The sequence below is a fragment of the Streptosporangium subroseum genome (assembly GCF_900188345.1).
GTDB classification, from domain to species: domain Bacteria; phylum Actinomycetota; class Actinomycetes; order Streptosporangiales; family Streptosporangiaceae; genus Streptosporangium; species Streptosporangium subroseum.
On the sequence record NZ_FZOD01000057.1, the window covers coordinates 39954 to 65162 of the forward strand.

Genomic DNA, 25209 nt, shown 5'->3' on the forward strand with positions numbered 1-25209 from the left:
AGCACGCCGGGCTCAAACATCAGACACGGAGTGATTTTTTATGCTGAAGCACGCTCTCGCCGTTGGCACATTGGTGGCTTCCAGCCTCATCGTCACGATGGCGGTGTCAGCCCAGCCCGCCGGCGCAAGCGCGATAACCCAGAAAGCCGCTGTCGTATCCGGACTCTCCACCGCCAGTGGCGACAACTTCATCGATCCCTTCAACCCATACGGCTTCGGCCAGGTCTACTACCGTCCCTTCGGGTTCAACCAGTTCCGATACGCTCCCTTCGGTTACGGCCAGGTCTACTACAACCCCTACACCGTCTACACGTGGTGATTCCGGCCGCGACAGCGGCCGGCTGGTGAGTTGAGGCGCGAGCGGCGCCGAGCGTGGCCGGCCACGCTCGGCGCCGCTCGTTGTTGGCCGGGCCCGGGGTGCGAGGCGCCTACGGCGGAGTCGGGCCCGCTATGTCCTGAGTGACCGTTTGTGCGACCATGACTGGTGAAGGCGACGGCGGAACGAGGAATCCGGTGTGAATCCGGTGCGGTCCCGCCACTGTGATCGGCGAGCGATTCCCGGACAGGCCACTACCCGCGTGCGGGTGGGAAGGCCGGGGGAAGCATCGACCCGAGAGCCAGGAGACTCACGCTGTCGCCTCCTCACGCAATGGGGCGGATCTCCCCAGGAGAGGAACGGTGCACGGCATGGAGGGCACTGCCCGCGACCCGGAACCGGGACCGCGGCCCGCGACCTCCCGCCACGTCGCCGAGGTTCTGGCCGAGGTGGCGACGATCAGTGCCTACTTCGAGGTCGAGACCGAACCGCTCGAATCCGGGTGGCGCCCGCTCACCGATCTGCTCACCGACCCGGACCCGCTGTCGGACAGGATCGCCGAGGTGGCGAAACGTCTGAGCACCACCGAGGCCCAGATCGCCGCCTCCATCTTTTTCCAGGGCCTGGCCGCTCGCCTGTGGTCGCCGGTCATCGGCGCGGCCGTCACCCGCGAGTTGCTCGTCGACCTGGCACCGGCCCGCTCGTTCTGGCGGCCCACGCCGAGCGGCCCGATCCCGCTGCGGGTCACTCACCCGGCGGGCTGGGAGATCACCGACCCGGACCGGGCCGCCGAGCCGCTGTATCGCGCCGTGGTCACCGGACTGCTGGAGCCGCTGGCACACACCGTGCAGGCGATCATCAAGATCGCCCCCGGTCTGCTGTGGGGCAACGCCGCCTCCGCGCTGGCCGGGACCGTACAGACGATCGCCCGAAGACGCCCCGAGCTCGCCGCCCGCACGGTCGCGCTCGGGCGCGAACTGCTCTCCACGGAAGTCCTGGAGGGCAGCGGTGAACTGGTCGAACCCGCACCCGGACACCTCTTTTTCGTCCGGCGCAGCTGCTGCCTGTACTACCGCCTGCCCGCCGGGGGCAAGTGCGGCGACTGCGCCCTGATCGACTCCGAGACCCGCGGGGAGCAGTGGGCGCGAGCCTTGCGGGACACCCGAGGAGGCCCATGAGCCCACCGTTGCGGAACCCGGGCCGAAACCCCGTCTCAAGCCCCCATCTGACCCGCTCGACCGCACCGGCAAAGGATTCACGCACGCATGAGGAAACAGGCACCATGCAGGATCGTCGTCTGCCGCGGCTGCTGCTGTGGCAGCGCGGACAAGGTGGCCGGTCTCGACCACGCGGAACAGGTCACCCGCCTGGCCGAGGTCACCGCGGTCCGCGTCACCGACTGCCTGGACGTGTGTGAGCGGGCGAACGTGATCGTCGTCCAGCCGTCGGCCGCCGGACGCGCCGCGGGAGGCCGTCCCGTATGGCTCGGCCTGGTCAACGATCCGGACGCGGCCGAGGACATCGCGGCCTGGGTCCGCGCCGGCGGCCCGGGGGTGGCCGAGCCGCCCGACATTCTCGGCCTGTACGTCTTCACCCCGCCGCGTCGCATCCGCACCGCGCCGGCGCTTTCCTGACGGTGGCGCGTGTCAATACCGTTCCGCGATCCATTGGAGATCCGGGTGACCGTAAACCCCCATTTCTTCGGTTCCTGACTGAGTGCGATCCGGTTCGAAAGCAAACTTCATTCGCGTAATGACAGATTTAACAATTCGGCTGTACGATCGCCACTCGTGGTTGAAGTTGATCTTTCGGGTCCCCGGTTGGCCAACGATCTGTTCTTCGTTTTGCACGACGACACAACCGGGCGAATGCGACTGAGTTCCCGGCTCACCGGCCTCGGACTGGCCGCCGCGGTCCTGGGCGAGTTGATGCTCACCGGGCGGGTCACCGTAGAGCTGACGGACGGATGGGTAGGGCTCGCCCTCGTCGACGCGGCACCGACCGGCGACACGCTCACCCAGACCGCTCTGGACCACATCATCGCCGAACCCTCGCATCGCTTCCGGATCTGGCTGCAGTTCCTCGCCCGTACGGCGCACACGGACGTGGCGGCGCGAATGACCGCCGACGGGCTGTTGCATCCGCCCCGCGGGCGTCTGTCGCGGAGGTGGGCACCGGTCCTCGCGAACACCGCGGCATGGCCCGGCGGGCGTCTCAACCTGGCGATCCAACGCCGTCAGCCGCTCGATCTCCAGGACGGCGTGTTGCTGGGACTGCTGGTCGCGACGAGTGGCGGCCAGCTCGTTCTGTGGGATCAGAACCCGACATACCTATCCGCCTCGACCGCCGCTCTTCCGGCGCCGCTCCAGGAACTGATCGCCCAAACCGAGGCTGCCGTCGGTGACTCCGTCATCAGCCGCAGGTGAACTCACCCCCCTCATTTCAAGGAGTTCCCCCGATGTCCCTGACTGAAGAGACAGAAGAGAGAGCCGGCGCCGTCTCGGCGGCGCTGGCCCAGGACCGTCTCGGCATACCATCCGTGGTGTTCTTCGTCATCTCGGCGTCGGCGCCGCTGACCGTCATCGCGGGCGTGGTCAGCACCGCCTACGCCGCGACCGGCGTGACCGGCGTGCCGCTGGCGTTCGTCCTGCTCGGAGCCATCCTCGCCGTCTTCACCGTCGGCTACGTGACGATGGCGCGCCACGTCGTCAACGCCGGGGCGTTCTACGCGTACACCGCGAAGGGGCTCGGCCGGCCGGCGGGCGTGGCGACCGCATGGGTCGCGCTGCTGGCCTACAACGCGCTCCAGGTGGGCCTCTACGGTCTGATCGGTTCGGCCGTCGAGCCGCTGCTCTCCGAGTGGTTCGGGATCTCTCCGGCCTGGTGGGTCATCGCGCTGGCCGCCTGGGCGCTGACCGGACTGCTCGGCCTCATGCGGGTCGACGTGAACGGGAAGGTCCTGGCGGTCCTGCTGCTGACCGAGGTGGCCGTCGTCGTCGTGTTCGACATCGCGAACCTGCTCCACCCGGTCGCCTCCGGCTACAGCCTTGACGTCTTCGGCCCGTCGAGTTTCTTCGTGCCCGGAATGGGCGCGGTGATCGCGATCTGCATCGCGGCCTTCTCGGGGTTCGAGTCGTCGGTGGTGTTCTCCGAGGAGACCAAGGACCCGCGGCGCACGGTGCCGATCGCGACCTACATCGCGATCGCGGTCATCTCCGGGCTCTACGCGTTGTCGTCCTGGGCGATGACGGTGCCGGTCGGCTCGGACAAGATCGTCGCGACCTCACGCGAGCAGGGCCCGGGTCTTCTCTTCAACCTGGCGGGGCAGCACCTGGGGGCGACCATCGCCACCATCGGCTCCGTCCTCTTCGCGACGAGCATCATCGCGGCGCTGATCGCCTTCCACAACACGATCTCCCGCTACATCTTCGCCCTCGGCAGGGAAAGGGTCCTGCCCGCGGCCTTCGGCCGAACCTCCCCGCGGACCGGCGCCCCGGTCAACGGCTCGGTGGCGCAGAGCGTCGTCGGGCTGGCCGTGATCGTCATATGCGTGGTCTTCGGCCTGGACCCGCTCGTCCAGCTGTTCTTCACCGTCGGATCGTTCGGCGGCCTGGGGGTGCTGCTGATGCTGGCCGCCACCTCGGTCGCGGTGCTGGCCTTCTTCTCCAAGAACCCCGGTCTGGAAAACGCCTGGCGGATCCGGATCGCCCCGGGCATCGCCGCGGTCCTGCTGGTCGTCGTCCTCGGATTCGCCCTGGTCAACTTCGACACCGTTCTCGGCGTGGCCCCCGACTCCCTGCTCCGCTGGGTGCTGCCCGCCGTCTACTTCATCGCCATAGGGCTCGGCGTCGCATGGGCGCTGGCCCTGCGGGCCAACCGGCCCGAGGTCTACGCCAACATCGGCCTGGGTGCCGAGGCGGCCGTCGGGGAGAGCAAATGACCGAGATCATCCGTATCCAGGACGCCCCCGGAGCCGCCGAGGAGATCGGCGGGATCATCGGCGTCTCGTTCCACGACCTGGAGGTCTCGGCCTGGATCGTCCCCCCGGACGACGACCGCCGCCGGGTGATGCCTCCCTTCTTCTCCATGCTCACCGAGCACGCCTTCACGTACGGGGAGGTCTACGCGACGGTGGACATGTCCGCCGTCGCGGTGTGGTTCCACAACGACGTCGCGCCGCTTCCCGACGTCCCCGACCAGGCCGCCCGCGTGGAGGCGTTCGCCGGCCCCCACGCGGAGCGCTTCGGACTGCTGGGTGAGTCGATGGACAAGCATCACCCGCACGACCCGCACCACTATCTGTCGCTCCTCGCCGTACTGCCGGATCGGCAGGGGCAGGGGCTGGGAAGCCTCCTGCTGGAGGATCACCACCGCAGGCTCGCGGAGACGGGGGTCGCCGCGTACCTGGAGGCCGCCAACGCTCGCAGCCGTGAGCTCTACCTGCGCCATGGTTACCGGGATCTCGGCGACCCGATGATCCTGCCCGACGGCCCGCCGATGTTCCCGATGTGGCGCCCGTCGAATCCCTGATCGGAGCAGTCCGGCACCTATGTCCTGAATAGCGATGGTTCACCGCCGGGTCATCGGTTTCAGTACGCGTCATGCGCGCGGCCCCAGCATTCCCAGGGCCGCGCGCATGATTAATGTTCGGGACATTTCGCGGATTAAACGACCATAAAAGGCTCATTTAATATAATTAAGAATTGAGCGCACGATAGCGGTTGAAAACGGATTATTTGGTGGCGAGGTGGTGTCACGAGCCGGGCTTGATCTCCGTGCCCTGGGCGGAGACGAGGCGCCATCCCGCGATGGAGTCGGCGGCGAAGACGTGGGTGTACCGGCTGCCGGCGGTGAAGGCGGTGCCGTCGGCGTTGGTGAAGTTCATGCTGGTCCGCCCGACGACGATGCCGACGTCTCCGACGCGGCGGACGACGGCCTCGTCCGGGAAGGACCGTACGGCCGGAAACCGGAGGGTTCCCGATGACATCAGGCCGAGCAGATCGGCTCTGGTCGCGACCGCGCCGTTGTCGATGGCGACCATGATGAAGTCGTCTGCCAGCAGGTCGTCCAGGCGGGCGACGTCGGCGGCGACCAAGGCGTCGAAGAAGCGCCGGTCGTGGTCGAGCAGGAGTGTGCGGTCGTCAGGGTCGGTCAGGATGGTCATCGGCGTCCGTTCCACGGTGCGGGGACTGTGATGCTAAACCTTGACGCCGATGACAATGTCAAGGGAGAGCTCCCGACCGGCACGCCGAGGGCACGGCCCGTCGCGGGTGTTCAGAGGGTGCCGACGAACAGCTCGGCCTCGCGCTGGCCCATGCCGGTCTCGCCGCGTACCAGGTGGATCGCCTGCTCGACGCGGTCGGCGGCCTTGAGCTCTCGCACGCGGGTGGCCAGGTCGGGACCGGTGGCGACACCGGTGTGCGACAGGGCCACGGGGGAGGGCCGGAACCGGGCCAGCGCCGGATGAGCCCACATGGGGTGCCCCATGGCCACGGCGTCGACGACCTTCTTGGCCTCGGCCAGGCTGAGCCCGGTGTGCCGGCGCAGCTCCTTGATCGCATGGACCTTGCGTCCCTGATGCGTCAGCTGCGTGACGAGCCCCTGCAGGTCCTGGGGCGCCAGGGGGGTCGGCGGTGGGACGGACGCCCCGCCTCCCTTCCGGACGGCCACGACGATGCCGAGGACGATCACCAGGATCACCACGAGCGGGATGGCGATGATGAGCAGCTCGGTGGGTCCGATGTTCGGCATAGGCCGCATCGTATGTCGGGTCCGCGGAGCTGTACAGGAGCCGTTCGGCCGTTCGTGCGGTCGTTCTGCGACGCCCGGCGCCGGGCTCGGAGACGGACGGGCAAGGGCAGGTGCCGCCGGCGGCACCTGCCCTTGTCAAAAGTCGTGTTACTTGCCGGCCTCGGCGAGGTCGACGATCGCGGCCGCGGCCCGGAAGTACTTGTTACGGCCCAGGTCGCGGACGGTCTTGACGCCGAACGCCTTGGCCAGCGCCTCGGCATCGGCCTCGCTCACTCCGGCGAGCGCACCGACCGGCGCGTCGGGGAGCTGCTCCAGCGGGGTCTCCTCGTATGCCTTGACGAGCAGCTTGTCCAGGTTGGCGGCAACCGCCATCGTGCACCTCCATATGTTTACAAACAACGATGAAGACCACTTAACGCGGCTTCGTGATCATCCTTCCAGACTTGCCGTCTGCCGGAGCCGGTAAGAGCGTGAACTCGATCGGTCGCTTCGGGTGAGTAGGGATGACCGTGCCCCCCGCCTCGTGAGGACAGAGGCCCGATGAGCGGAGCCACGTTTGATCGCCGATGCACAGCGCGCCGAGACATCGGACCGCACCGACGACGCGGAGCTGATCCGAAGGTCCCGTGACGAACCCGGCGTGTTCGCCGCCCTGTTCGACCGCCACGCGCCGGAGCTCCACCGATACGTCACCCGCAGACTGGGCGACTCCATGGCCGACGACATCGTCGCCGACACCTTCCTCGCCGCCTTCGGAAAACGCGGGCGCTACGACGCGACCCGCCCGGACGCCCGGCCCTGGCTGTACGGCATCGCCGCCAACCTCATCGGCAAGCACCGCCGTACGGAGGTCCGCTCCTATCGGGCACTGGCCAGGACCGGCGTGGACGAGGTGGCCGAGAGTTACGCCGACCGCGTGGACGCAGAGGTCACCGCCTCGGCCGCGCACCGGGAACTGGCGAGCGCGCTCGCGACGCTGTCGGGGGGCGATCGCGACGTGCTGCTGCTGATCGCGTGGGCCGACCTCAGCTACGACGAGGTCGCCCACGCCCTGGGCATTCCCGTCGGCACGGTGCGCTCACGACTCCACCGGGCCAGGAAGAAAACCCGTGCCGCGCTCGGCGGTGCCGACCCCACCGCGATCCAAGAGGAGGCCGACCGTGGATGACCTGACCGCGCTCCGCGAGCTACGCGCCGACGCGCCCGAGCCGGACGCCGGACGGCTCGCTGCCGCCCGCGCCCGCCTGGTGACCGGAACGGACCGCGCCGCCAACCGGCGAGGGTTCCTTTCCCTCGGACGTCCCATGGTGCTCGCCGGGGCCTTCGGCCTCGTGGCGGCCCTCGTGCTGACGCTCGTCCAGATCGACCGGACCGGCGGGATCGGGGACACGTCCCCATCGAAGGCGGCGCGGTACGCCAGCGCGTCGGAGGTGTTCGCGCAGGCGGCCCTCGTCGCCGAGGCGCGCTCGACGGACGCGTCCCCGCGTCCGGACCAGTGGCAGTACCGCAAGTCGCTCACCCGGCAGCCCGATGAGGGTTCGGGTGCCGGCGACACCATGGAGGAGTGGATCCGCTACGACGGGAAGCAGACCGCCGGCTACGACGACGGGCGGCTGCGGATCCGTGACGTCCCGCCGGATCCCGGCGACGACGACCTCTCGCCCCAGCGGTACGCCGGAAAGCTCCGCGAGCTGCCCACCGACCCCGACAAGCTCCTCGCGCACGTCCGGGGGGACGGGCACTGGATCGACCTGCCGGTCGGGGAGGGGGCGACAGGCGCGCGGGAGGATCCCGACGCGCGCGCCTTCCGGGTGATCTCCGTTTACCTGGAGCAGCAGGCGATCATGCCTCCGAAGCTGGAGGCGGCGATGTACCGCGCGCTGGGGAAGATCCCCGGGGTCGGCGTCGAGGTGGGCGTCGAGGACGCCGCGGGACGCAAGGGCCTTGGGATCTTCCGGGAGGCCGGCGGCCTGGACACGCGGCGATATCTCATCCTCGAGCCGGAGACCTTCCGCTACCTCGGCACGCGGGTGCTGTGGCTGCGCGATGAGATGTCTGGATCGGACCTGATGTTCCGGGCGGGAAGCGTCTACTCCAGCGCCGAGCTGGCCTCGGGCATCGTGGAGAAGGCCGGGCAGCGCCGGTAGCGACCGGCCGGTGAGCGCCCACCGGCCGGTTCTGTCAGCCGGTGGGCCCGATGCCACCACGGCGCCGGCGGACGCCCGGCGGCGAAGAAGGGGCCTTCTGGGCGATGCCGCAGCCGGTGTCGCACCGAGGCACCTTGCCGATTCGGAGCCCGGGAGCCGTCCGGAGGCCGTTTGTGCAATGAAAGGTTGCGCTAACGTGATGTGCCGCATATGCTGAGGTGCAACCGTTGGTTGCATTGAGGTCAGGAGGGTCACATGGAGTACGGAAGCATCGAGCGGGAGGTCCGCATCGACGCCACCCCCGAGGTGGTCTACGAGGTGATCAGCTCTCCCGAGCACCTGCGCGAGTGGTGGCCCGACGACGCCGAGCTCGACCCGGTCCCCGGCGCCACCGGCGCGATCACATTCGGCGACCCGACGGCGCCCGACGCGACGATCGTGCCGCTCACCGTCGTGGAGGCCGACCCGCCCCGCCGGTTCGCGTTCCGCTGGGCGTACGACGAGGGCCCGCCCACCGAGACGAACTCGTTCCTGGTGACCTTCGACCTCGTTCCGTCCGGCGACGGCACGCTGCTGCGCTTTGAGGAGACCGGCTTCCGCGAGCGCGGGTGGGAGGCCGCCGTGCTGGAGGAGGCCTACCTCGACCACGTCCGCGGCTGGGACCTCTTCCTCCCGCGCCTCGTCACGTATGCCAACAGGCTGGTCACGCGGCCGTGAGCACCGCGATCGACGACGACCTCTGGTCCGCGGTCGGCGACCCGACCCGCCGACGGATGCTCGACCTGCTCCTCGCCGACGGAGGCGGTACGGCGACCACGCTCAGCGAGCGGCTGCCCATCACCCGGCAGGCGGTCGCCAAGCACCTCGCCGTGCTGAACCGCGTCGGCCTGGTGCACGTGACGCCGGCGGGGCGCGAGCGCCGCTACGAGGTGGACGAGGCCCAGCTCGCCCGTGCGGTCGCCCAGCTGGCCGCGGTCGGCGAGGCCTGGGACGCCCGGCTGCAGCGGATCAAGCGGATCGCCGAGCGGATCCAGGGCGGCAAGCCGGGCTGACCGCACCCGCACACCTGCAACGCGCCGCCACGTCCGTGGCGGCGCCGTACGACCGCGCCCTGAAGCGGGCGCGCGCACCCGGAAACCGAGGATCCGATCACTCATGACGACACAATCACCGGACAGCCACGAAATGAGCACGGCAAGCACCGGGCGCGGCTACTCGACGTCGTACACGGTCGAGCAGTCACCGGAGGAGGTCTTCGCCGCCATCCTGAACGTCGCCGCCTGGTGGACGGGCCAGATCGAGGGGCGTGCCGACGAGCTGGGCGCCGGGTTCACCTACCGGCACCCTCCCCAGCACTACAGTCTCCAGCGCGTGGTCGAGCTCGAGCCGGGCCGCCGCGTGGTCTGGCGGGTCACCGACAGCCACCTGTCCTTCATCCCGGAGCCGGGTGAGTGGACCGGAACCGAGATCGTGTTCGACGTCGTCCCCGCGGCCGGCGGCACCGAGCTGCGGTTCGTCCACGTCGGCCTGGTGCCGGACGTCGAGTGCTTCGGCGCGTGCTCCACGGCCTGGCTGCACTACGTCAACGGCAGCCTGCGCAGCCTGATCACCACGGGAGATGGCCTGCCCGACCCGTGGTGACCGGCGGGCGCCCCGCCGAAGGGCGGTCTCCCTGTCCCGCCGCAACACAAGAATGGCTGAAGCGGCGCCCAGGGCGAGGGCCCGGTCTCAGAGGTACGTTCTTGCCAGGCCGGTGGGGGTGTCGCGTTCGCCCGAGGCGATGCCGGGGGGAACGGCGGCGTTCAGCGTGGCGAGTTCTTCCGGCGTCAGGGTGATGTCGGCGGCGGCCGCGTTCTCCTCCAGGTAGGCACGTCGTTTGGTGCCGGGGATCGGCACGACGCCCTGAGCCATCACCCAGGCCAGCGCCAGCTGGGACGGGGTGACGCCCTTCGCCGTGGCGAGTTCCCTGAGGTCGTCGACGACGGCGAGGTTCTTCGCGATGTTCTCCGGGGAGAACCGGGGCAGGTGGCGGCGGGCGTCGTCGAGGTCGAGGTCGTCGACACGGGTGATCTGCCCGGAGAGGAAGCCGCGGCCCAGCGGGGAGAAGGCCACGAAGCCGATGCCGAGTTCGCGGAGGGTCTCCAGGACGCCGTTGTTCTCGGGCTCGCGGCTGAACAGGGAGTATTCCGACTGCACCGCGGCGAGCGGGTGGACGGCGTGCGCCCGCCGGATCGTCGCGGGAGCCGCCTCGGAGAGCCCGATGTGGCGGACCTTGCCGGCGTGAACCATCTCGGCCATCGCACCGACGGTGTCCTCGATGGGCACGTCGGGGTCGACGCGGTGCAGGTAGTACAGGTCGATGACGTCGATGCCCAGGTGCTTGAGAGACCGGTCGACGGCCCTGTGGGCGTGGGCGGGGCTGCCGTTGAGGCCGTGGCTGGTGCCGTCGTCGTCGAACTCGGTGGCGAACTTCGTGGCGACGGTGACCTCGTCGCGGCGGCCGGCGATGGCACGTCCGACGAGTTTCTCGTTCTCGAAGGGACCGTAGGCCTCCGCCGTGTCGATGAAGGTGACCCCGAGGTCGATGGCACGGCGGAGGGTGGCCAGGGACTCCTGTTCGTCGCGGGCGCCGTACCAGACGCTCATGCCCATGGCGCCGAGTCCTTCCGCGGAGACGGTCAGACCATGGGAACCCAATGCAAGAGTCTTCATGTTTTTGCGATGCTTTCTCGATAAAAACGGATTTTTCGTTCTATTGCGGTCAGGTGTCCCCGGGTCTCGCGGAGCTGGGCGAGGACCCGCTCGCGATGGGCCTCCAGTACGGCAAGGCGTTCGAGTTCGCTGCCCTTCTCCCTGCAGCTCTCCACGAAGGCCCGGATGTCGCGGATCGGCATGCCGGTCCGGCGGAGCATGACAAGGCTGGCCAGCCAGCTCAGGTCCCGTTCGAAGTAGCGCCTCCGTCCGGAAGGCGCCCGGTCGGCGGGCGCCAGGGTCAGCCCTTCCCGTTCGTAGTAGCGCAGGGCGTCGATGCTCAGCCCGCAGGCGGCCGCGGCCGCGCTGATCGGCAACCCCTCTTCGGGGATCTCCACCTTCGGTGCGAGCCCGGTCATCACCGTCTCCATGCCCTTACTCTCCATGCTGGAGTGCAGACCAGGTCAAATCGGTTCAAACCATGCAAAAGTAAAGATTTTCATGGTCCACGGCGGATCGCGGTCCCGGCCGTTGCGATCGTGTCCCCGTTTTGGGGGTGTCGGGTCCGGCGGTGTTGCCGTACCTTGTGGCGATCGTCGAGAGGAGTTGTCGCCGTGGGCGCGACCAGAAATACCGAGATCTACCTCAAGGCACGTGACCTGCTGCTGGGCCTGAACGGCGACTACGCCAAGGCGGTCGAGCAGTTCGCCTGGCCGGAGCTCGAGGGGCATTTCAACTGGGCGGTGGACTGGTTCGACGTGCTCGCCCGTGACAACGACCAGACGGCGCTGTGGCTGGTGGAGGAGGACGGCTCCGAGACCCGTCACAGCTTCGACGAGATGGCACGGCGCTCGAACCAGGTCGCGGCGTTCCTGGCGGTGCAGGGCGTCTCCCGCGGCGATCGGGTGATGCTCATGCTGAACAACCAGGTCGAGCTCTGGGAGTCGATGCTGGCGGTGATGAAGCTGGGCGCGGTGATCATGCCGACCACCACCGCGCTCGGGCCCACGGACCTGGCGGACCGCATCGACCGGGGCGGTGCGCGGTACGTGATCGCCAACGCCGCGGACAGCGCCAAGTTCGGCGACGTGCCCGGGCGGTACGGGCGGATCTGCGTGGGCGACGCCCCGGCGGGCTGGGCGTCCTACCGGGACGCGTACGCTCTCTCGGACCAGCCGGTGGCACACCCGGGTACGGCACCGCAGGACCCGCTGCTGCTGTACTTCACCTCGGGCACCACGAGCAAGCCCAAGCTGGTCGAGCACACCCAGGTCTCCTACCCGATGGGGCACCTGTCGACGGCCTACTGGATCGGTTCGCGTCCGGGGGACGTGCACCTGAACATCAGCTCTCCCGGCTGGGCCAAGCACGCCTGGAGTTGCTTCTTCGCGCCGTGGATCGCCCAGGCCACGATCTTCGTTTACAACTACGGCCGGTTCGACCCCGGCGCCCTGCTGGGTCAGATCCGCCGTGCGGAGGTGACGACGTTCTGCGCGCCGCCGACGGTGTGGCGGATGCTGATCAAGGCCGATCTGTCCGGCGGGCCCGGCCGGCTGCGGGAGGTGCTGTCGGCGGGGGAGCCGCTGAACCCCGAGGTGATCGATCAGGTCCGGCGGCAGTGGGGGCTGACGCTGCGCGACGGCTTCGGACAGACCGAGACCACGCTGCTGGTCGGCAACGTGCCGGGAATGCCGGTCAAGCCCGGCTCCATGGGCCTGCCCCTGCCCGGGATGCCGGTGACGCTGGTCGACCTCGTCACCGGCCAGAAGTCGGACGAGGGGGAGATCTGCATCGACCTGAGCCGCCGTCCGGTCTCACTGATGACGGGTTACCAGGGCGACGACGAGCGCCACGCCGACGCGATGACCGGTGGTTACTACCACACCGGGGATGTGGCCGTCCGCGACGAGGACGGCTACATCTTCTACGTCGGGCGCACCGACGACGTGTTCAAGGCCTCGGACTACAAGATCTCGCCGTTCGAGCTGGAGAGCGTGCTGATCGAGCACCCCGCGGTCGCGGAGGCGGCCGTGGTGCCGGCGCCGGACGAGCTGCGGCTGGCGGTGCCGAAGGCGTACGTCGCGCTGGCGGCGGAGTGGGAGCCGGACCGCGAGACCGCGCTGGCCATTCTGCGTCATGCCAGGGAGAAGCTCGCGCCGTTCCAGCGGGTGCGCCGGCTGGAGTTCTTCGAGCTGCCGAAGACGGTGTCGGGCAAGATCCGCAGGGTCGATCTCCGGGGCCGCGAGCGGGAGGCCGCGTCCGAGGGAGCGTCCCTTCCGGAGTGGCGCGACGAGGAGTTTCCCGAGCTCCGCGAACCGCGATCCTGACGGCGTCCATCCCGCCCGGATGCCCGGTCGTCCATCCTGCCCGGGTGCCGGGTGCCGGGTGCCGGGTGCCGGGTGCCGGGTGCCGGAGGCGATGAGAGGCCGCCCCGGCCGGCCTCTCATCGCCTCCGTTGTCAGGCGGGGTTGCCGGCGTGGGTCAGGGTCTCCCACGCGACGAAGAGGACGTTCGTCCCGGCCGGGCGCTGCTGCTCGGTGAGCCGCTGCGTGTTTGTCATGGCGATGCCCATGCGGGTGTTGAGGGCGTTGAACCCGACCTCCGTGACCGGGCCCAGGCCGAGGGTGAGTTTGCCCCCGCACAGCGAGGACGGCACGGCGGTGCCGAGCTGGTACTTCGCCTGGAGCCCCAGCGCGTGGCGCAGCCGTTCGCTGATCTCCGGGTAGAGGTCCTGACCCTGGATCCGGGTGGTCTCGGCGAAGTGCGAGATGGCGGAGAGGCCGTATCCGGTGTGGACGAAGTCGCGGCAGGTCTCCTGGGTGAGGCCGTCCATGAACGTGGACTGCCCCTGCCAGTAGCTGATGATCTCGGCCTTGGTGTCGACGCTGCTGCCCGGAGGAGCCTTGGGAAGGGCGCCGTCGGCGCTGATGTAGATGAAGGCGGGCACGCGGCCGCGGAACTTGCTCACGGCCCTGTCATAGGAGGTGCGGTCCTCCAGGAAGACCGAGATCCCGATCGCGGCCTCCATCATGCTCAGTTCCCAGTTGCCGTTGCTGTTGGAACCGTTGATGACCTTGGGCAGGTAGACGTTGCGCAGCATGGTGGAGAAGCGGGTGACGCCTGCGGCGGACCAGCCGGTGTAGGTGTACCGGATGATCTCGGCGGCCCTGGGCCACGAGGACCCGGCCCACCCGGTCTGCAGCGGCGCGTTGCTGTTGGTGTGATCCTTGATCACGGCGGACCAGGCGTCCATGATCTCGATGGACTTCTTGGCGTACCTGCTGTCCTGGGTGACGTACCAGGCCAGTGCGAGGGTGTAGGCGGCGAGTGCGTCCTGACGCTCGTCGGTGCAGCCGTTGTTCGGGTTGGAGTACGAACCGCACTCCACGATCGCGCGCGGCTTCGGGGTTCGCGACAGTGACGCCAGTGAGTGCTTCATCATCTGGTCGTAGGCGCCCTTCCACGGCTGGGCGCCCGCGTTGACCTTCGACTTCATGAAGTCGAGCTGGCCCTTGCCGACCAGGACGCCGGGATGAACGAAGGTCGCCGGGGCGGCCTTGACGGTCGTCGTCTTCGGGAGGGGGGCGGCGCCGGCCGCGGGGGTGGTCATGGAGGTGACGGCGAGAGCCGCGGCACCGATGACCGCGATGGCCGTTGTTCGGATACGTCCGAGCACGTGGAACTCCTCGCTGGCGACAGGCCAAGGGGATGGCGAGAGGTCTCGACTGAGGGTCTCGATGACCGATCATCCAACCCAGCTCGACAAGTTCCCGTCAAGCTATTTAGGAAAGTTTCCTAACATTTAAGGTGATCATCGGGAGCCCTTATGGATGGGGCGTCGGCGGAACATGGCGGGAGGAAAAGGATCTTCTTGCCACAGAAGTGGCCGTGACGTGACCAAGGGCGCTACACGGCCACGTTGCATGATCACGGTTTTCGCCGGTACTCTTTGCCGCATGCGATACCTCGATACCCTTCAGTGGTGGCGCCGCTTCTAAGCGGCGCAGGTTTCGCATTCGCGAGCAGACGGACGGCCGCCCAGGGAGGTGGCCTTCTGTGTGTCCGCCCCCTCTGGGCTTCAGGGAAACCAAATAAGGGGCGAGACTGCAGTGGAGACCAGCGGATATACCACCGCCGGCGGCATCGAGGTCGAGGTCGCGGCATTCGACGTGCCCGAAACGGTGCTCGAGGACGTCGTCACGACGCTCGGCGAGCGCCGCGGAGGAGTGCTCTCCTCCGGGATGGAGTATCCCGGCCGCTACAGCCGATGGCATCTGGCCTACGTCGACCCCTGCCTGGAGATCGTGGCCAGGGGCCGCAGGATCTCCGCCCGTGCGCTGAACGCGCGCGGCAGGGTGGTGCTGCCCGCCGTCGCGTCCTGCCTGCTCGCCGCGGGCAAGCCCACCGGACAGCCGACGGCGGAGCACATCGAGATCTACGTCGCGGAGTCCGAGGAGATCTTCCCCGAGGAGATGCGCAGTCGCCGTCCCACCGTGTTCACCGCGATCCGCGAGATCATCGCCGCGTTCAAGGGCGAGAACGAGCACCTGGGTCTCTACGGCTCCTTCGGATACGACCTGGCCTTCCAGTTCGAGCCGATCAGGCAGGTCCTCACCCGTGCCGAGGACCAGCGTGACCTGGTGCTGCACCTGCCCGACCGGGTGATGGTGATCGACCGTAAGCGGGAGACCAGCAAGGAGTACCGCTACGAGTTCACCGTGGACGGCCTCTCCACCCGGGGCCTCGCCCGCGAGGGGGAGAGCGTCCCGCTGCCCGCCGCCCCCTCCGAGATCCCCGCCGACCCCGAGAAGGGTTCCTACGCCCAGGTCGTGGCCGCGGCCAAGGAGAAGTTCGTCCGGGGCGACCTGTTCGAGGTCGTCCCCGGTCAGGTCTTCCACGCGCCCTGCACCGACCCGGCCGCCTTCTACCGGGGCCTGCGCAAGGTCAACCCCGCGCCGTACGAGTTCCTGTTCAACCTCGGCGAGGGCGAGCACCTGGTCGGTGCCTCCCCGGAGATGTACGTCAGGGTCAGCGGCGAGCGCGTCGAGACCTGTCCCATCTCCGGCACCATCGCCCGCGGCAGCAACCCGATCGAGGACGCCGACGCGATCCGCACCCTCCTGTCCAGCGTGAAGGAGGAGTCGGAGCTGACCATGTGCACCGACGTGGACCGCAACGACAAGTCCCGCATCTGCGTGCCGGGCACCGTTCAGGTCATCGGGCGGCGTCAGATCGAGATGTACTCCCGGTTGATCCACACCGTGGACCACATCGAGGGCCGCCTGCGACCGGAGTTCGACGCGCTGGACGCCTTCCTCACCCACATGTGGGCCGTCACCGTCACCGGGGCCCCCAAGACCTGGGCGATGCAGTTCATCGAGGACCACGAGGCCACCACCAGGCGCTGGTACGGCGGAGCGGTCGGCTTCATCGGCTTCGACGGCTCGATGAACACCGGCCTGACCCTGCGCACCGCGCAGATCCGCGGCGGCGTCGCCACCGTCAGGGCCGGGGCCACGCTGCTGTTCGACTCCGACCCCGAGGCCGAGGAGCGCGAGACCGAGCTCAAGGCCAGCGCCCTGCTCGGCGCCCTGGCCGCGGTCGGCGCCCCGCAGGAGCAGGCCGCGGCCGAACCGGCGGGGGAGCGGCCGGGCGAGGGCATGAAGGTGCTGCTCGTCGACCACGAGGACTCCTTCGTCAACACCCTGGCCGACTACTTCCGCCAGCAGGGCGCCGAGGTCGTCACGCTCAGGCACGGCTTCCCCGCGTCGATGATCGAGGAGATCTCCCCGTCGCTCGTCGTGCTGTCGCCGGGGCCCGGATGGCCGTCGGACTTCGGCCTGCCGGCGCTGGTCGAGGCGCTCTACGAGCGCGACCTGCCGGTGTTCGGCGTCTGTCTCGGCCTGCAGGGCATGGTCGAGCAGGCGGGCGGCACGCTCGGCCTGCTCGACCACCCCGAGCACGGAAAGCGCGGCCAGGTGAGGCGGATCGGCGACAGCGCGCTGCTGGAGGGGCTCCCCGAGGAGTTCACCGCGGCGCGTTACCACTCGGTCCACGCCAAGCAGCCGGGGGTCGTCGGTTTCACCACCACCGCGCTCACCCCGGACGGGGCGGTGATGGCGATCGAGGACGTGGCGAGGCGGCGCTTCGCCGTGCAGTTCCACCCCGAGTCGATCCTCACCGCCCGGGGCGGCGCCGGAGCCAGGGTCATCGCCAACGTCCTGCGGCTCTGCCGTACCTCTGCGTAAAGAGCCGCGAGATCACGTTGGGTAGTCGTAGAGTTCTCCTGATGTGAGGACTGCGGGCGGATCGGACAGATCGATCCGCCCGCAGCCATGGGAGGAGTCGGCATGAGATCGGACGACGCGCTGCCCGTCGAGCTTCCCGACATGGTGCGAGAGGCCCTGCTGGCTCCGCTGGTCGACCATCACTGCCACGGGGTGCGCCGCGACGACCTGACGCGGGGCGGGTTCGAGATGCTGCTCACCCAGGCTGGCACCCCGGCACCTCCCGGCACCACCCACTTCGACACCCCGGCGGGCGCCGCGGTCCGCCGCTGGTGCGCACCGGTCCTCGACCTGGACCCGCACGCGCCGCCGGCCGTCTACCTGGCCCGCCGGGCCGAACTGGGCGCGGCCGAGGTGAATCGGCGGCTGCTGGGCGAGGCCGGGATCGTGACCTTCCTGGTCGACGGCGGCTCCGGCGGTCCCGAGCTGCTCTCGGCGGCGGAGATGGGCCACGCGGGCGGCGCGGCGGCCGAGGAGATCATCATGATCGAGCAGGTCGAGCGCGAGGTCGCGCGGACGGCGGCCTCGGGGGTCTCCTATATCTCCGATCTCACCCAGCACCTCGCGGGCAGGGCCGCCCAGGCGGCCGGGCTCACCTCGGCCGTCGCCTACCGGCACGGCCTGGGCCGCGACCCGGCCAGGCCCAGCCGGGGGTCGGTGATCGCGGCGGCCACCCGGCGGCTGGCCGAGCCCGCCGAGCGGCTCACCGATCCCGTGCTGCTGCGTCATCTGCTCTGGACGGCCGTGGACGTGGCCAGGGAGCGCAACCGGCCGCTGCGGTTCCATGTCGGCTACGGCGATCCGGACCTCGACCCGCACGGCGGGGACCCGGCGCTGATGGTCGGTTTCCTCCGGGCGGTGCAGCCGATCGGCGTGCCCGTCGTCCTGCTGCACTGCTACCCGTTCCACCGCCAGGCGGCCTACCTCGCCGGCGTCTTCCCACACGTCTACGTCGACGTGGGCCTGGCCCTGAGCTGCACCGCCGTGGGCTCGGCGGCGATCATGGGAGAGCTGCTGGAGCTGGTCCCCTTCCACAAGCAGCTGTTCGGCTCCGGCAGCCACGGCGTGGCCGAGAGCTGCCTCCTGGGCGCGCTGTACCACCGGCGGAGCCTGGCCAGGGCGCTGGCGCTGCGGCTGGCCGCCGACGAGTGGAGCGCCCAGGACGCGGCCCGGGTGGCCCACATGATCGGTTCCGGCAATGCCCGCCGGGTATACCGGCTGTAGACCGCCTCGCCCCGCCGGCGGACCGTTGCCGGTGAACACGACCCGCGAGAGGACCCCCGGGAAAGAGGCCTGTTCCTCTCCCGGCCGCCGTCGTGTGGGGCGTCGTCGGCGGGGACGCGCTCTCCGGTTTACGATATGGCGCGAACAACGATGAGGGGGAGTCAGTTGACGGGCTATGAGGCAGAGACACGTTTTCTCGACGACGTGACCGTGGAGTTGGTCAAGCACAGCGCTTCCGACTCCGACGTGCTCTGGGCGGCTCGGGTGTCGACCGCGGGGGAGAAGTCCCTTGAGGAGGTCGGAAAGGACCCGGCGCGGTCCAAGGGATTGATCAACTACCTGATGCGGGATCGGCACGGAAGCCCGTTCGAGCACAATTCGATGACCTTCCTCATCGGTGCGCCGATCTTTGTCTTCCGCGAATTCCACCGCCACAGGGTCGGCTGGTCTTACAACGAGGAAAGCGGACGATATAGGGAGCTTCAGCCCAATTTCTACGTTCCGGGGGCGGAACGGAAGCTGGTCCAGGAGGGTCGCCCAGGGAAGTACGTCTTCGTCGAGGGCAGCGAGGAGCAGCACAAGGTCGTGAAGGAGGCGATGGAGGCGTCATACCGCCAGTCGTACGCCGCCTACCGGGAGATGCTGGAGGCCGGGGTCGCCCGTGAGGTGGCCAGGGCGGTGCTGCCCGTCGGTCTGTTCTCCACGATGTACGCCACCTGCAACGCGCGCTCGCTGATGCACTTCCTCTCCCTGCGCACCAAGAACGAGCAGGCCAAGGTGCCCTCGTTCCCGCAGCGGGAGATCGAGATGGTGGGGGAGAAGATGGAGGCCGCCTGGTCGGCGCTGATGCCCCTCACGCACGCGGCCTTCGTCGAGACGGGCCGGATCGCGCCTTAGAGGGGCGGGCAGGACGGTATGTCCCGGCTCCCGGTGGAGGGCACGGGGTCGCCGGGTTCCTGCCGCGGGGAAAAGGGTCCGGTGGTGAGGGGGACGTCGTGCATGGCCGTCTTTCTTGGTGCCGGGCCTCATTCCTGCTATATGCCTGCCATGCTGCGACGTGTCCCGCCGGGCTCCGCGTGATTCGAGGGATCGATTCGAGTCGTCGACTCCGGAGGTTGTTTCAGGGTTCGCCCTGAACGATGTCCCTGTGGATGTTGGCCATCGGCACCCCGTTCCGCTGGAGTCGGCGGACGGTTTCGTTGACCATGGCGCTCGGGCCGCAGATGTAGATGTCGTGGTCGGTCCAGGAATGGAACCGGTCCATCACGTCGGGCACCTGGCCTCGCATGCCGTCGTAGCCGGGCTGGTCGGAGACCACGGGCAGCACCCGCAGCCAGGGAAAGGCCGACTCCATCCGGACCAGGTCGGTCAGGTCGTAGAGCTCGTGGGCATGGCGCGCACCGTACAGCAGATGGATGTTGGGACGCTGTCCCGAGGCGATCACGTGCTCCAGGATGGCCTTGATCGGGGCCAGTCCGGTGCCTCCCGCGACACACAGGATGTCGCGCCCGGAGCCGGTGGGGGTCATGGTGCCGACCGGGGGCCCGATCGTCACGGCGTCGCCGATCCGCGTGTGCTGGACCAGCGCGGTCGAGACCCAGCCCCCGGGGACCGCGCGGACGTGCAGGCGGATGGTGTTGTCCTCCCGCGGCGCGTTCGCGATGGAGAACGTGCGCCAGACACGCGGCCAGCGTGCGGTCTGCACGTTGACGTACTGGCCCGGCAGGTACGGCAGGTTCTGGTCGAGACGCAGAGTGATCACCGCGATGTCCGGCGTGCGGCGCTCGTGGTCGATCACCTCGGCCAGCCACCAGGCGGGGGAGACGCCGGCGTCGGAATCGGCCGACTCGATCATGAGGTTGGCGGCGGCGGTGTACGCGGCCACCCAGGCGGCCTCCACCTCGGAGGTCCAGGCCTCGGCGGAGAAACGTTTGATCGTGGACAGAAGCGCGTTGCCGACCGCGGTGTAGTGCTCGGCGATCACCCCGTACTTGCGGTGGTCGCGGCCGAGCTGCCCGAGGAACGAGGCCAGGCTGTCGGGGCTGTCCAGACTCCAGACGATCCTGGTCAGCGCGCTGAACAGGCGGTCGCGCTGGAAGTCCATGGCCGGCGGGAACATCCCGCGCAGATGAGGACTCTCGGCGAACAGGCGGCCGTAGAAGTACGCCGCGGCCTTGCCCGCGACGGGCTCGATGACGGCGAAGCTTTCCTTGACGAGACGCGGATTCAAAGACATTTACCGAACCCACCCTAATTGATCGGATCAAAGTCCGATCATGCAGATCCACCTCCCTGACGGTTCCGGGTGATGAGTGACCAGCGGCCCCGGCACATCTGGTCGCTCGAATTTGAGTCTTCCATCACCATGTAGACGTCACAACCGTTTCTCAGCAATATGGTGCGAAATCAAACTATCCGTAATTGGAAAGTTATTTTCCGTTACCACCTCAACGGTCTTGGAAGAGATAAGCGAATAAGAATCACATTCGCCCGAAGTTACCGTTTTACCGAGGATGAATATCCTTGTCATGTCTCTCATCCCGGGCGGTCGCCGGGGCCGGACCTCCGCCCGGGACGAGACGGGACGCTCCGAACGGCAGACCGGATACGTCGAAGACGTGACGCAGCCGAAATTTTGTGCGCCATGATAGGGATGCTGCTGAGATGGGATGGGTGCTGCCCGAAACAGGTGGTACCACCTTGCGCACGGTCCCCTGGAGAACGTATGTCCCGACCCTTGATCGGTATCACCGCTTACCTTGAGGCTGCCCGCTGGGGCAAATGGGTCAGAGAGGCTGTCCTGTCGCCGCCCTCCTACGCGCGGGCGGTGGAGAAGGCGGGTGGCCTGCCGGTGCTGCTGCCCCCGCTGAACCTGGGCGGGATCGACGACTACGCGCGCGGGCTCTCCGGCGTGATCCTCGCCGGCGGGGGTGAGATCGACGCCACCCTGTACGGCGCCGCCTCCGAAGATCGGGTCGAGGCTCCTCAGCCCCACCGTGACCGTTTCGAACTGGCGCTGGCCCGCGCGGCCGTCCAGGCCGACCTGCCGCTGCTCGCCATCGGCCGGGGCATGCACATCCTGAACGTCGCCCAGGGCGGCTCTCTGATTTCCTGGCTTCCCGCGGTGGTCGACCACGACCGCCACGCCTCGACCGGCCGTACGCACGTCATCCAGATCAGCGTGTCGAGCAAGCTGGGCAAGGCGGTGGGCGACCGCGCGGAGGTGGCCGCACCGCACCACCAGGCCGTCAAGCGGCTGGGCACCAACCTGCTGGCCGTGGCCTGGGCGGATGACCAGATCGTCGAGGGCATCGAGCTCCAGGGGCACCGCTTCGGCATCGGTGTGCAGTGGAACCCCGAGCGCGGTGAGAACAACCGGCTCGTGGAGGCTCTGATCGACGCCTCCCGTCACCGGCCCTGACCCTCCGGCTCCTCCGATCTCCGTCGCCGCCCGTCCGCTCAGCGGCCTTCCGTCCGGCTCGCCTTCCCGCTGACCCGCCGCGCCCACCGCGCCCGCCGGGCTCGCCCGAGCCTCCCTGAGCCTCCCTGGGCTTCCGCGCCTTCTGCCCGGAGGTTCCCACGATGAGGGACCCGCGACGAGTAAGGTGCGGTCATGTCGTTGCACCCGCAGGCCGAGGCCTACCTGAAGCTGCTCCCGGCGGGCCTGGCGACTCCTTCCCTCGAGCTGACGCCCGAGCTGATCGCCGAGATGCGGGCCATGGACGCCTTCGCCGAGCAGCGAGGGCCGATCGTGCCGCTGCCCCTGGTCCGGGACGACGTGGCCACGGGGGTGCCGGTCCGGATCTACCGGCCCCAGGACGGCGACCACGCGCTTCCCGCGATCGTCTACTTCCACGGTGGAGGCTGGGTCTTCGGCGACGTGGACCGTAACGAGGCGCTGGGCCGGGACCTGGCGGTGCGCAACGGGGCGGTCGTGATCTCCGTAGACTACCGGCTCGCCCCCGACCACCCCTTCCCCGCCGCGGCCGACGACGGGTGGAGCGTGGTCAAGGACGTCTTCGCCCGCCCGGAGGCCTACCAGGTCGACCCGGAGAGGATCGCGGTCTACGGCGACAGCGCCGGTGGCAACGTCGCCGCCGTGGCCGCCTGGCAGGCCAGGGACGCCGGGCTCCGGCTGGCTCACCAGGTGCTGGTCTACCCGGTGGTCGACGTCGCGATGGACACCGAGAGCTACCGGACCTACGCCACCGGATTCGGGCTCGGCGCCGGCGAGATGGCCTGGTTCATCGCGCAGTACGGCGGGGATCCGGCCGACCCCAGGCTGGCCCCGGCCCGGCTCGCCGACAAGGCGGGCCTGGCCCCGGCGACGGTGATCACGGCCGAATGCGACCCACTCTGCGACGAGGGCGAGGCCTACGCCTCCCAGCTCGCGGCGGCCGGAGTCCCGGTCGAGGTCAGGCGCTATGACGGAGCCATCCACGGCTTCTTCGGCCTGCCGGGCTTCTTCGACCAGGCGATCGAGGCGCGCGAATACGCAGCCGCACGGCTCAAGGAGGCGTTCCGTTGAAAAACTACGAGAAGCTGAAGACCGACTGGGTGGCCGACGGGGTGCTCAGGATCGTGATCAGTGAGCCGCGCAGGCTCAACGCCGTGGACATGACCGGTCATCGCGAGCTGGCCGAGATCTGGCGGGACGTGGACCGCGACGACGAGGTGCGCGCGGTGGTCATCCGGGGCGAGGGCGAGGCGTTCTCCGCCGGCGGCGACCTGTCGATGATCGAGGAGATGATGCGCGACCACGGCACGCGCATGCGCGTCTTCACCGAGGCCCGCGACATCGTCTACAACGTGCTCAACTGCTCGAAGCCCGTCGTCTCGGCCATCCAGGGACCCGCGGTGGGCGCGGGACTCGCCGTCGCCCTGCTGGCCGACATCTCCGTCGCGGGCCGTACGGCGCGCATCATCGACGGCCACACCCGGCTCGGTGTCGCGGCGGGCGACCACGCCGCCATCATCTGGCCGCTGCTGTGCGGGCTGGCCAAGGCCAAGTACCACCTGCTGCTGTGCGAGCCGGTCACGGGTGAGCAGGCGGAGGCGATGGGCCTGGTCAGCCTCTGTGTCGACGACGACCAGGTGCACGACAAGGCCGTGGAGGTCGCCACCCGGCTGGCCGGCGGATCCGCCGAGGCGATCCGCCTGACCAAGTACGCCCTCAACAACTGGCTCCGTCTCGCGGGGCCCTCCTTTGACGCGTCGCTGGCCATGGAGTTCCTCAACTTCACCGGTCCGGACGTGGCGGAGGGTGTACGGGCCCTGCGGGAGAAGCGCCCGCCCAATTTCGGCTGACAGGAAAGTAGTCGCCCCTGGTTATGGCTGACAGGGGCGGAAAAGAGGCACCCACCCGGTTTCGGTTGACAGAGCCGGCCGGGGGGAAGCGCCTGTCCGGCTTCGGCTGATGGGCCGCTCGGGGAGAATCGCCCACTCGATTTCGGCCGACAGGGGCCGGCCGGAAATGCGAGCGGCGACGTGCACGGGAATCGATCCGTCGCCGCCCGCAGACGTCCAGCGATGACAACTCCCGACAGTTCCTGCGTTCTGGACCGGTCCTATTTGCAGAGCGATGACGCAAATTCTTGCGATCACATTGCCCGTATATTTCGGGAAATTTTCGGAGTATTGCGTTTGTGTATCTAATCCTGCCAAGATGACCGCAAGCGGTCCGTGGTCGCGCCGGGGACGACGCGTGCCGCTCCGTGTCTTCTGGTGCTCGTCTCTGTTCTGGCAGGGCGCATCCGGTCCGGAAGGAGAGGTCGTGAAGCTTTTCGACCCGGCCGATCCGACCGATCCCCGTGCCGCGACCCGATGGCCATTCGCCGTCGTCCGGTCAGATCTCGTTCTCCCCGGCACGCACTCGTTCGTCGCGGCACGCGGCGACGACGGGCGGGCCGTGAAACGTACGGGTTCGTCGGCTCAGATCGCGATCAATGGCGGCCGGACGCAGAGGCTCGGATCGTGGTCAGCGGCGACCGGACGCACCGGCCCCAACACCCCCAAGACCCGGCCCGCACCACCAGCCAACCGCACCACCAGCGGTGCACCCCAACAACCACCCTCACCAAAGGAGTTCAGGTGGCCGTCTCACGTCGGAGATTCATGACCACGGTAATGTCAGGCTCCGCCCTCGCCGCGGTATCAGGAACCCAACTGATAACCGCACTCACCAGCGGCGCCACCGCCGCCGCGGCCAGCCCCCCCGGCGACGTGGTCGGAAAAATCACCGTCGGCTACCAAGGCTGGTTCGCCGCACCCGGCGATGGCGCCCCGATCAACGGCTGGTGGCACTGGAGCGCCAACATGAACCAACCCCCCTCCCCCGCCAACACCACCATCGTGGCCTGGCCCGACATGCGCGAATACACCCACACCTACCCCACCGCCTACGCCAACCTCAACAACGGCCAGCCCGCCACCCTGTTCTCCTCCTACGACCAGCAAACCGTCGACACCCACTTCCGCTGGATGCGCGAAAACAACATCGACACCGCCGCCCTGCAACGCTTCAACCCGATGGGCGGCGAAGGCCCCACCCGCGATGCCATGGCCACCAAGGTCCGCACCGCCGCCGAAGCCAACGGCCGCAAGTTCTACATCATGTACGACGTCACCGACTGGACCACCATGCAGTCGGAGATCAAAACCGACTGGACCACCAAAATGAAGGCGCTGACCGCATCGCCGGCCTACGCCCTGCAAAACGGCAAACCCGTGGTCGGCATCTGGGGCTTCGGCTTTAACGACCCCAAACGCCCCTGGGCCCCCGCCCCCTGCCTGG

The 25209-nt window shown here is 68.8% G+C and carries 26 protein-coding genes and 1 riboswitch; of the genes, 19 read left to right on the forward strand and 7 right to left on the reverse strand.

Annotation, left to right across the window (positions count from 1 at the left end):
• Positions 1–40: 40 nt before the first annotated feature.
• From CHC08_RS36955 to CHC08_RS36980, 6 genes are all read left to right on the forward strand, one after another.
• Complete coding sequence (locus tag CHC08_RS36955) at positions 41–319, forward strand: hypothetical protein (protein WP_089212033.1); 279 nt, start codon at positions 41–43, stop codon at positions 317–319.
• Positions 320–464: 145 nt separating this feature from the next.
• Positions 465–644, forward strand: a riboswitch (cobalamin riboswitch).
• Positions 645–687: 43 nt separating this feature from the next.
• A complete protein-coding gene (locus tag CHC08_RS36960) occupies positions 688–1494 on the forward strand; it encodes a (2Fe-2S)-binding protein (RefSeq protein WP_089212034.1) in 807 nt (268 codons plus the stop codon).
• 87 nt (positions 1495–1581) lie between these two features.
• Positions 1582–1950: a hypothetical protein gene (locus CHC08_RS36965; protein WP_089212035.1), complete on the forward strand. Its 369-nt coding sequence runs from the start codon at positions 1582–1584 to the stop codon at positions 1948–1950.
• A gap of 156 nt (positions 1951–2106) precedes the next feature.
• On the forward strand, positions 2107–2742 hold the full coding sequence (locus tag CHC08_RS36970) for a GOLPH3/VPS74 family protein (protein WP_179282427.1): 636 nt from the start codon (positions 2107–2109) through the stop codon (positions 2740–2742).
• Between the two features lie 32 nt (positions 2743–2774).
• Positions 2775–4256 (forward strand): APC family permease, encoded by a 1482-nt coding sequence (locus CHC08_RS36975; RefSeq protein ID WP_089212037.1) that lies wholly within the window; start codon positions 2775–2777, stop codon positions 4254–4256.
• Positions 4253–4846: a GNAT family N-acetyltransferase gene (locus tag CHC08_RS36980; RefSeq protein WP_179282428.1), complete on the forward strand. Its 594-nt coding sequence runs from the start codon at positions 4253–4255 to the stop codon at positions 4844–4846. Before CHC08_RS36975 ends, CHC08_RS36980 begins: the two co-directional genes overlap by 4 nt.
• A 223-nt stretch (positions 4847–5069) precedes the next feature.
• Here CHC08_RS36980 and CHC08_RS36985 read toward each other — a convergent pair whose 3' ends face one another.
• The 3 genes from CHC08_RS36985 to CHC08_RS36995 all read right to left on the reverse strand — a co-directional run bounded on the left by CHC08_RS36985 (position 5070) and on the right by CHC08_RS36995 (position 6439).
• The gene (locus CHC08_RS36985) at positions 5070–5480 is read right to left on the reverse strand and encodes a YybH family protein (RefSeq protein WP_089212039.1); all 411 of its coding nucleotides are present in this window, start codon (positions 5478–5480) and stop codon (positions 5070–5072) included.
• 110 nt (positions 5481–5590) lie between these two features.
• A complete protein-coding gene (locus CHC08_RS36990; protein ID WP_179282429.1) occupies positions 5591–6067 on the reverse strand; it encodes a ribosomal protein L7/L12 in 477 nt (158 codons plus the stop codon).
• A 147-nt stretch (positions 6068–6214) separates the two neighbouring features.
• A complete protein-coding gene (locus CHC08_RS36995; protein ID WP_089212041.1) occupies positions 6215–6439 on the reverse strand; it encodes a hypothetical protein in 225 nt (74 codons plus the stop codon).
• A 187-nt stretch (positions 6440–6626) separates the two neighbouring features.
• Between CHC08_RS36995 and CHC08_RS37000 the strand changes: the two genes are divergently transcribed.
• From CHC08_RS37000 to CHC08_RS37020, 5 genes are all read left to right on the forward strand, one after another.
• Positions 6627–7235: an RNA polymerase sigma factor gene (locus CHC08_RS37000; RefSeq protein WP_089212059.1), complete on the forward strand. Its 609-nt coding sequence runs from the start codon at positions 6627–6629 to the stop codon at positions 7233–7235.
• The gene (locus tag CHC08_RS37005; RefSeq protein WP_089212042.1) at positions 7228–8214 is read left to right on the forward strand and encodes a CU044_5270 family protein; all 987 of its coding nucleotides are present in this window, start codon (positions 7228–7230) and stop codon (positions 8212–8214) included. The genes CHC08_RS37000 and CHC08_RS37005 overlap by 8 nt, the downstream gene beginning before the upstream one ends.
• 255 nt (positions 8215–8469) lie before the next feature.
• Positions 8470–8931 (forward strand): SRPBCC domain-containing protein, encoded by a 462-nt coding sequence (locus CHC08_RS37010; RefSeq protein WP_089212043.1) that lies wholly within the window; start codon positions 8470–8472, stop codon positions 8929–8931.
• A complete protein-coding gene (locus tag CHC08_RS37015; RefSeq protein ID WP_089212044.1) occupies positions 8928–9266 on the forward strand; it encodes an ArsR/SmtB family transcription factor in 339 nt (112 codons plus the stop codon). Before CHC08_RS37010 ends, CHC08_RS37015 begins: the two co-directional genes overlap by 4 nt.
• A gap of 133 nt (positions 9267–9399) precedes the next feature.
• Positions 9400–9855, forward strand: a complete 456-nt coding sequence (locus tag CHC08_RS37020) for an SRPBCC family protein (RefSeq protein ID WP_089212045.1) — start codon at positions 9400–9402, stop codon at positions 9853–9855.
• An 87-nt stretch (positions 9856–9942) separates the two neighbouring features.
• Here CHC08_RS37020 and CHC08_RS37025 read toward each other — a convergent pair whose 3' ends face one another.
• Together CHC08_RS37025 and CHC08_RS37030 are read right to left on the reverse strand one after the other, a co-directional pair.
• A complete protein-coding gene (locus tag CHC08_RS37025; protein ID WP_089212046.1) occupies positions 9943–10926 on the reverse strand; it encodes an aldo/keto reductase in 984 nt (327 codons plus the stop codon).
• Positions 10923–11336: a MerR family transcriptional regulator gene (locus tag CHC08_RS37030; RefSeq protein ID WP_245878795.1), complete on the reverse strand. Its 414-nt coding sequence runs from the start codon at positions 11334–11336 to the stop codon at positions 10923–10925. Before CHC08_RS37030 ends, CHC08_RS37025 begins: the two co-directional genes overlap by 4 nt.
• Positions 11337–11519: 183 nt before the next feature.
• On the opposite strand from CHC08_RS37030, the gene CHC08_RS37035 reads away from it, so the two are divergent.
• Positions 11520–13232, forward strand: a complete 1713-nt coding sequence (locus CHC08_RS37035) for an AMP-binding protein (protein WP_089212047.1) — start codon at positions 11520–11522, stop codon at positions 13230–13232.
• 131 nt (positions 13233–13363) lie between these two features.
• Here CHC08_RS37035 and CHC08_RS37040 read toward each other — a convergent pair whose 3' ends face one another.
• Entirely contained in the window at positions 13364–14581 is a 1218-nt protein-coding gene (locus CHC08_RS37040) for an alginate lyase family protein (RefSeq protein ID WP_218825668.1), read from the reverse strand.
• Between the two features lie 433 nt (positions 14582–15014).
• Between CHC08_RS37040 and CHC08_RS37045 the strand changes: the two genes are divergently transcribed.
• The 3 genes from CHC08_RS37045 to thyX all read left to right on the forward strand — a co-directional run bounded on the left by CHC08_RS37045 (position 15015) and on the right by thyX (position 19313).
• Complete coding sequence (locus CHC08_RS37045; RefSeq protein WP_089212048.1) at positions 15015–17153, forward strand: anthranilate synthase component I; 2139 nt, start codon at positions 15015–15017, stop codon at positions 17151–17153.
• 102 nt (positions 17154–17255) lie between these two features.
• Positions 17256–18416, forward strand: coding sequence for an amidohydrolase family protein (locus CHC08_RS37050; RefSeq protein ID WP_089212049.1), 1161 nt, complete (start codon positions 17256–17258; stop codon positions 18414–18416).
• 165 nt (positions 18417–18581) lie between these two features.
• Positions 18582–19313, forward strand: coding sequence for an FAD-dependent thymidylate synthase (thyX, locus tag CHC08_RS37055; protein ID WP_218825669.1), 732 nt, complete (start codon positions 18582–18584; stop codon positions 19311–19313).
• Positions 19314–19536: 223 nt separating this feature from the next.
• On the opposite strand, the gene CHC08_RS37060 is transcribed toward thyX, so the two are convergent.
• Positions 19537–20652 carry a globin domain-containing protein gene (locus CHC08_RS37060; protein ID WP_089212051.1) on the reverse strand — a complete coding sequence of 372 codons (1116 nt, stop codon included), beginning with the start codon at positions 20650–20652 and terminating at the stop codon, positions 19537–19539.
• 489 nt (positions 20653–21141) lie between these two features.
• On the opposite strand from CHC08_RS37060, the gene CHC08_RS37065 reads away from it, so the two are divergent.
• The 4 genes from CHC08_RS37065 to CHC08_RS37080 form a co-directional block, all read left to right on the forward strand.
• Positions 21142–21837, forward strand: coding sequence for a gamma-glutamyl-gamma-aminobutyrate hydrolase family protein (locus CHC08_RS37065; protein ID WP_089212052.1), 696 nt, complete (start codon positions 21142–21144; stop codon positions 21835–21837).
• Positions 21838–22029: 192 nt separating this feature from the next.
• Positions 22030–22944 carry an alpha/beta hydrolase gene (locus CHC08_RS37070; RefSeq protein WP_089212053.1) on the forward strand — a complete coding sequence of 305 codons (915 nt, stop codon included), beginning with the start codon at positions 22030–22032 and terminating at the stop codon, positions 22942–22944.
• Complete coding sequence (locus CHC08_RS37075) at positions 22941–23723, forward strand: enoyl-CoA hydratase/isomerase family protein (RefSeq protein WP_089212054.1); 783 nt, start codon at positions 22941–22943, stop codon at positions 23721–23723. The genes CHC08_RS37070 and CHC08_RS37075 overlap by 4 nt, the downstream gene beginning before the upstream one ends.
• An 807-nt stretch (positions 23724–24530) precedes the next feature.
• Positions 24531–25209 (forward strand): glycoside hydrolase family 71/99 protein (locus tag CHC08_RS37080; RefSeq protein ID WP_218825670.1); only part of this gene is annotated, 679 nt, incomplete at its 3' end.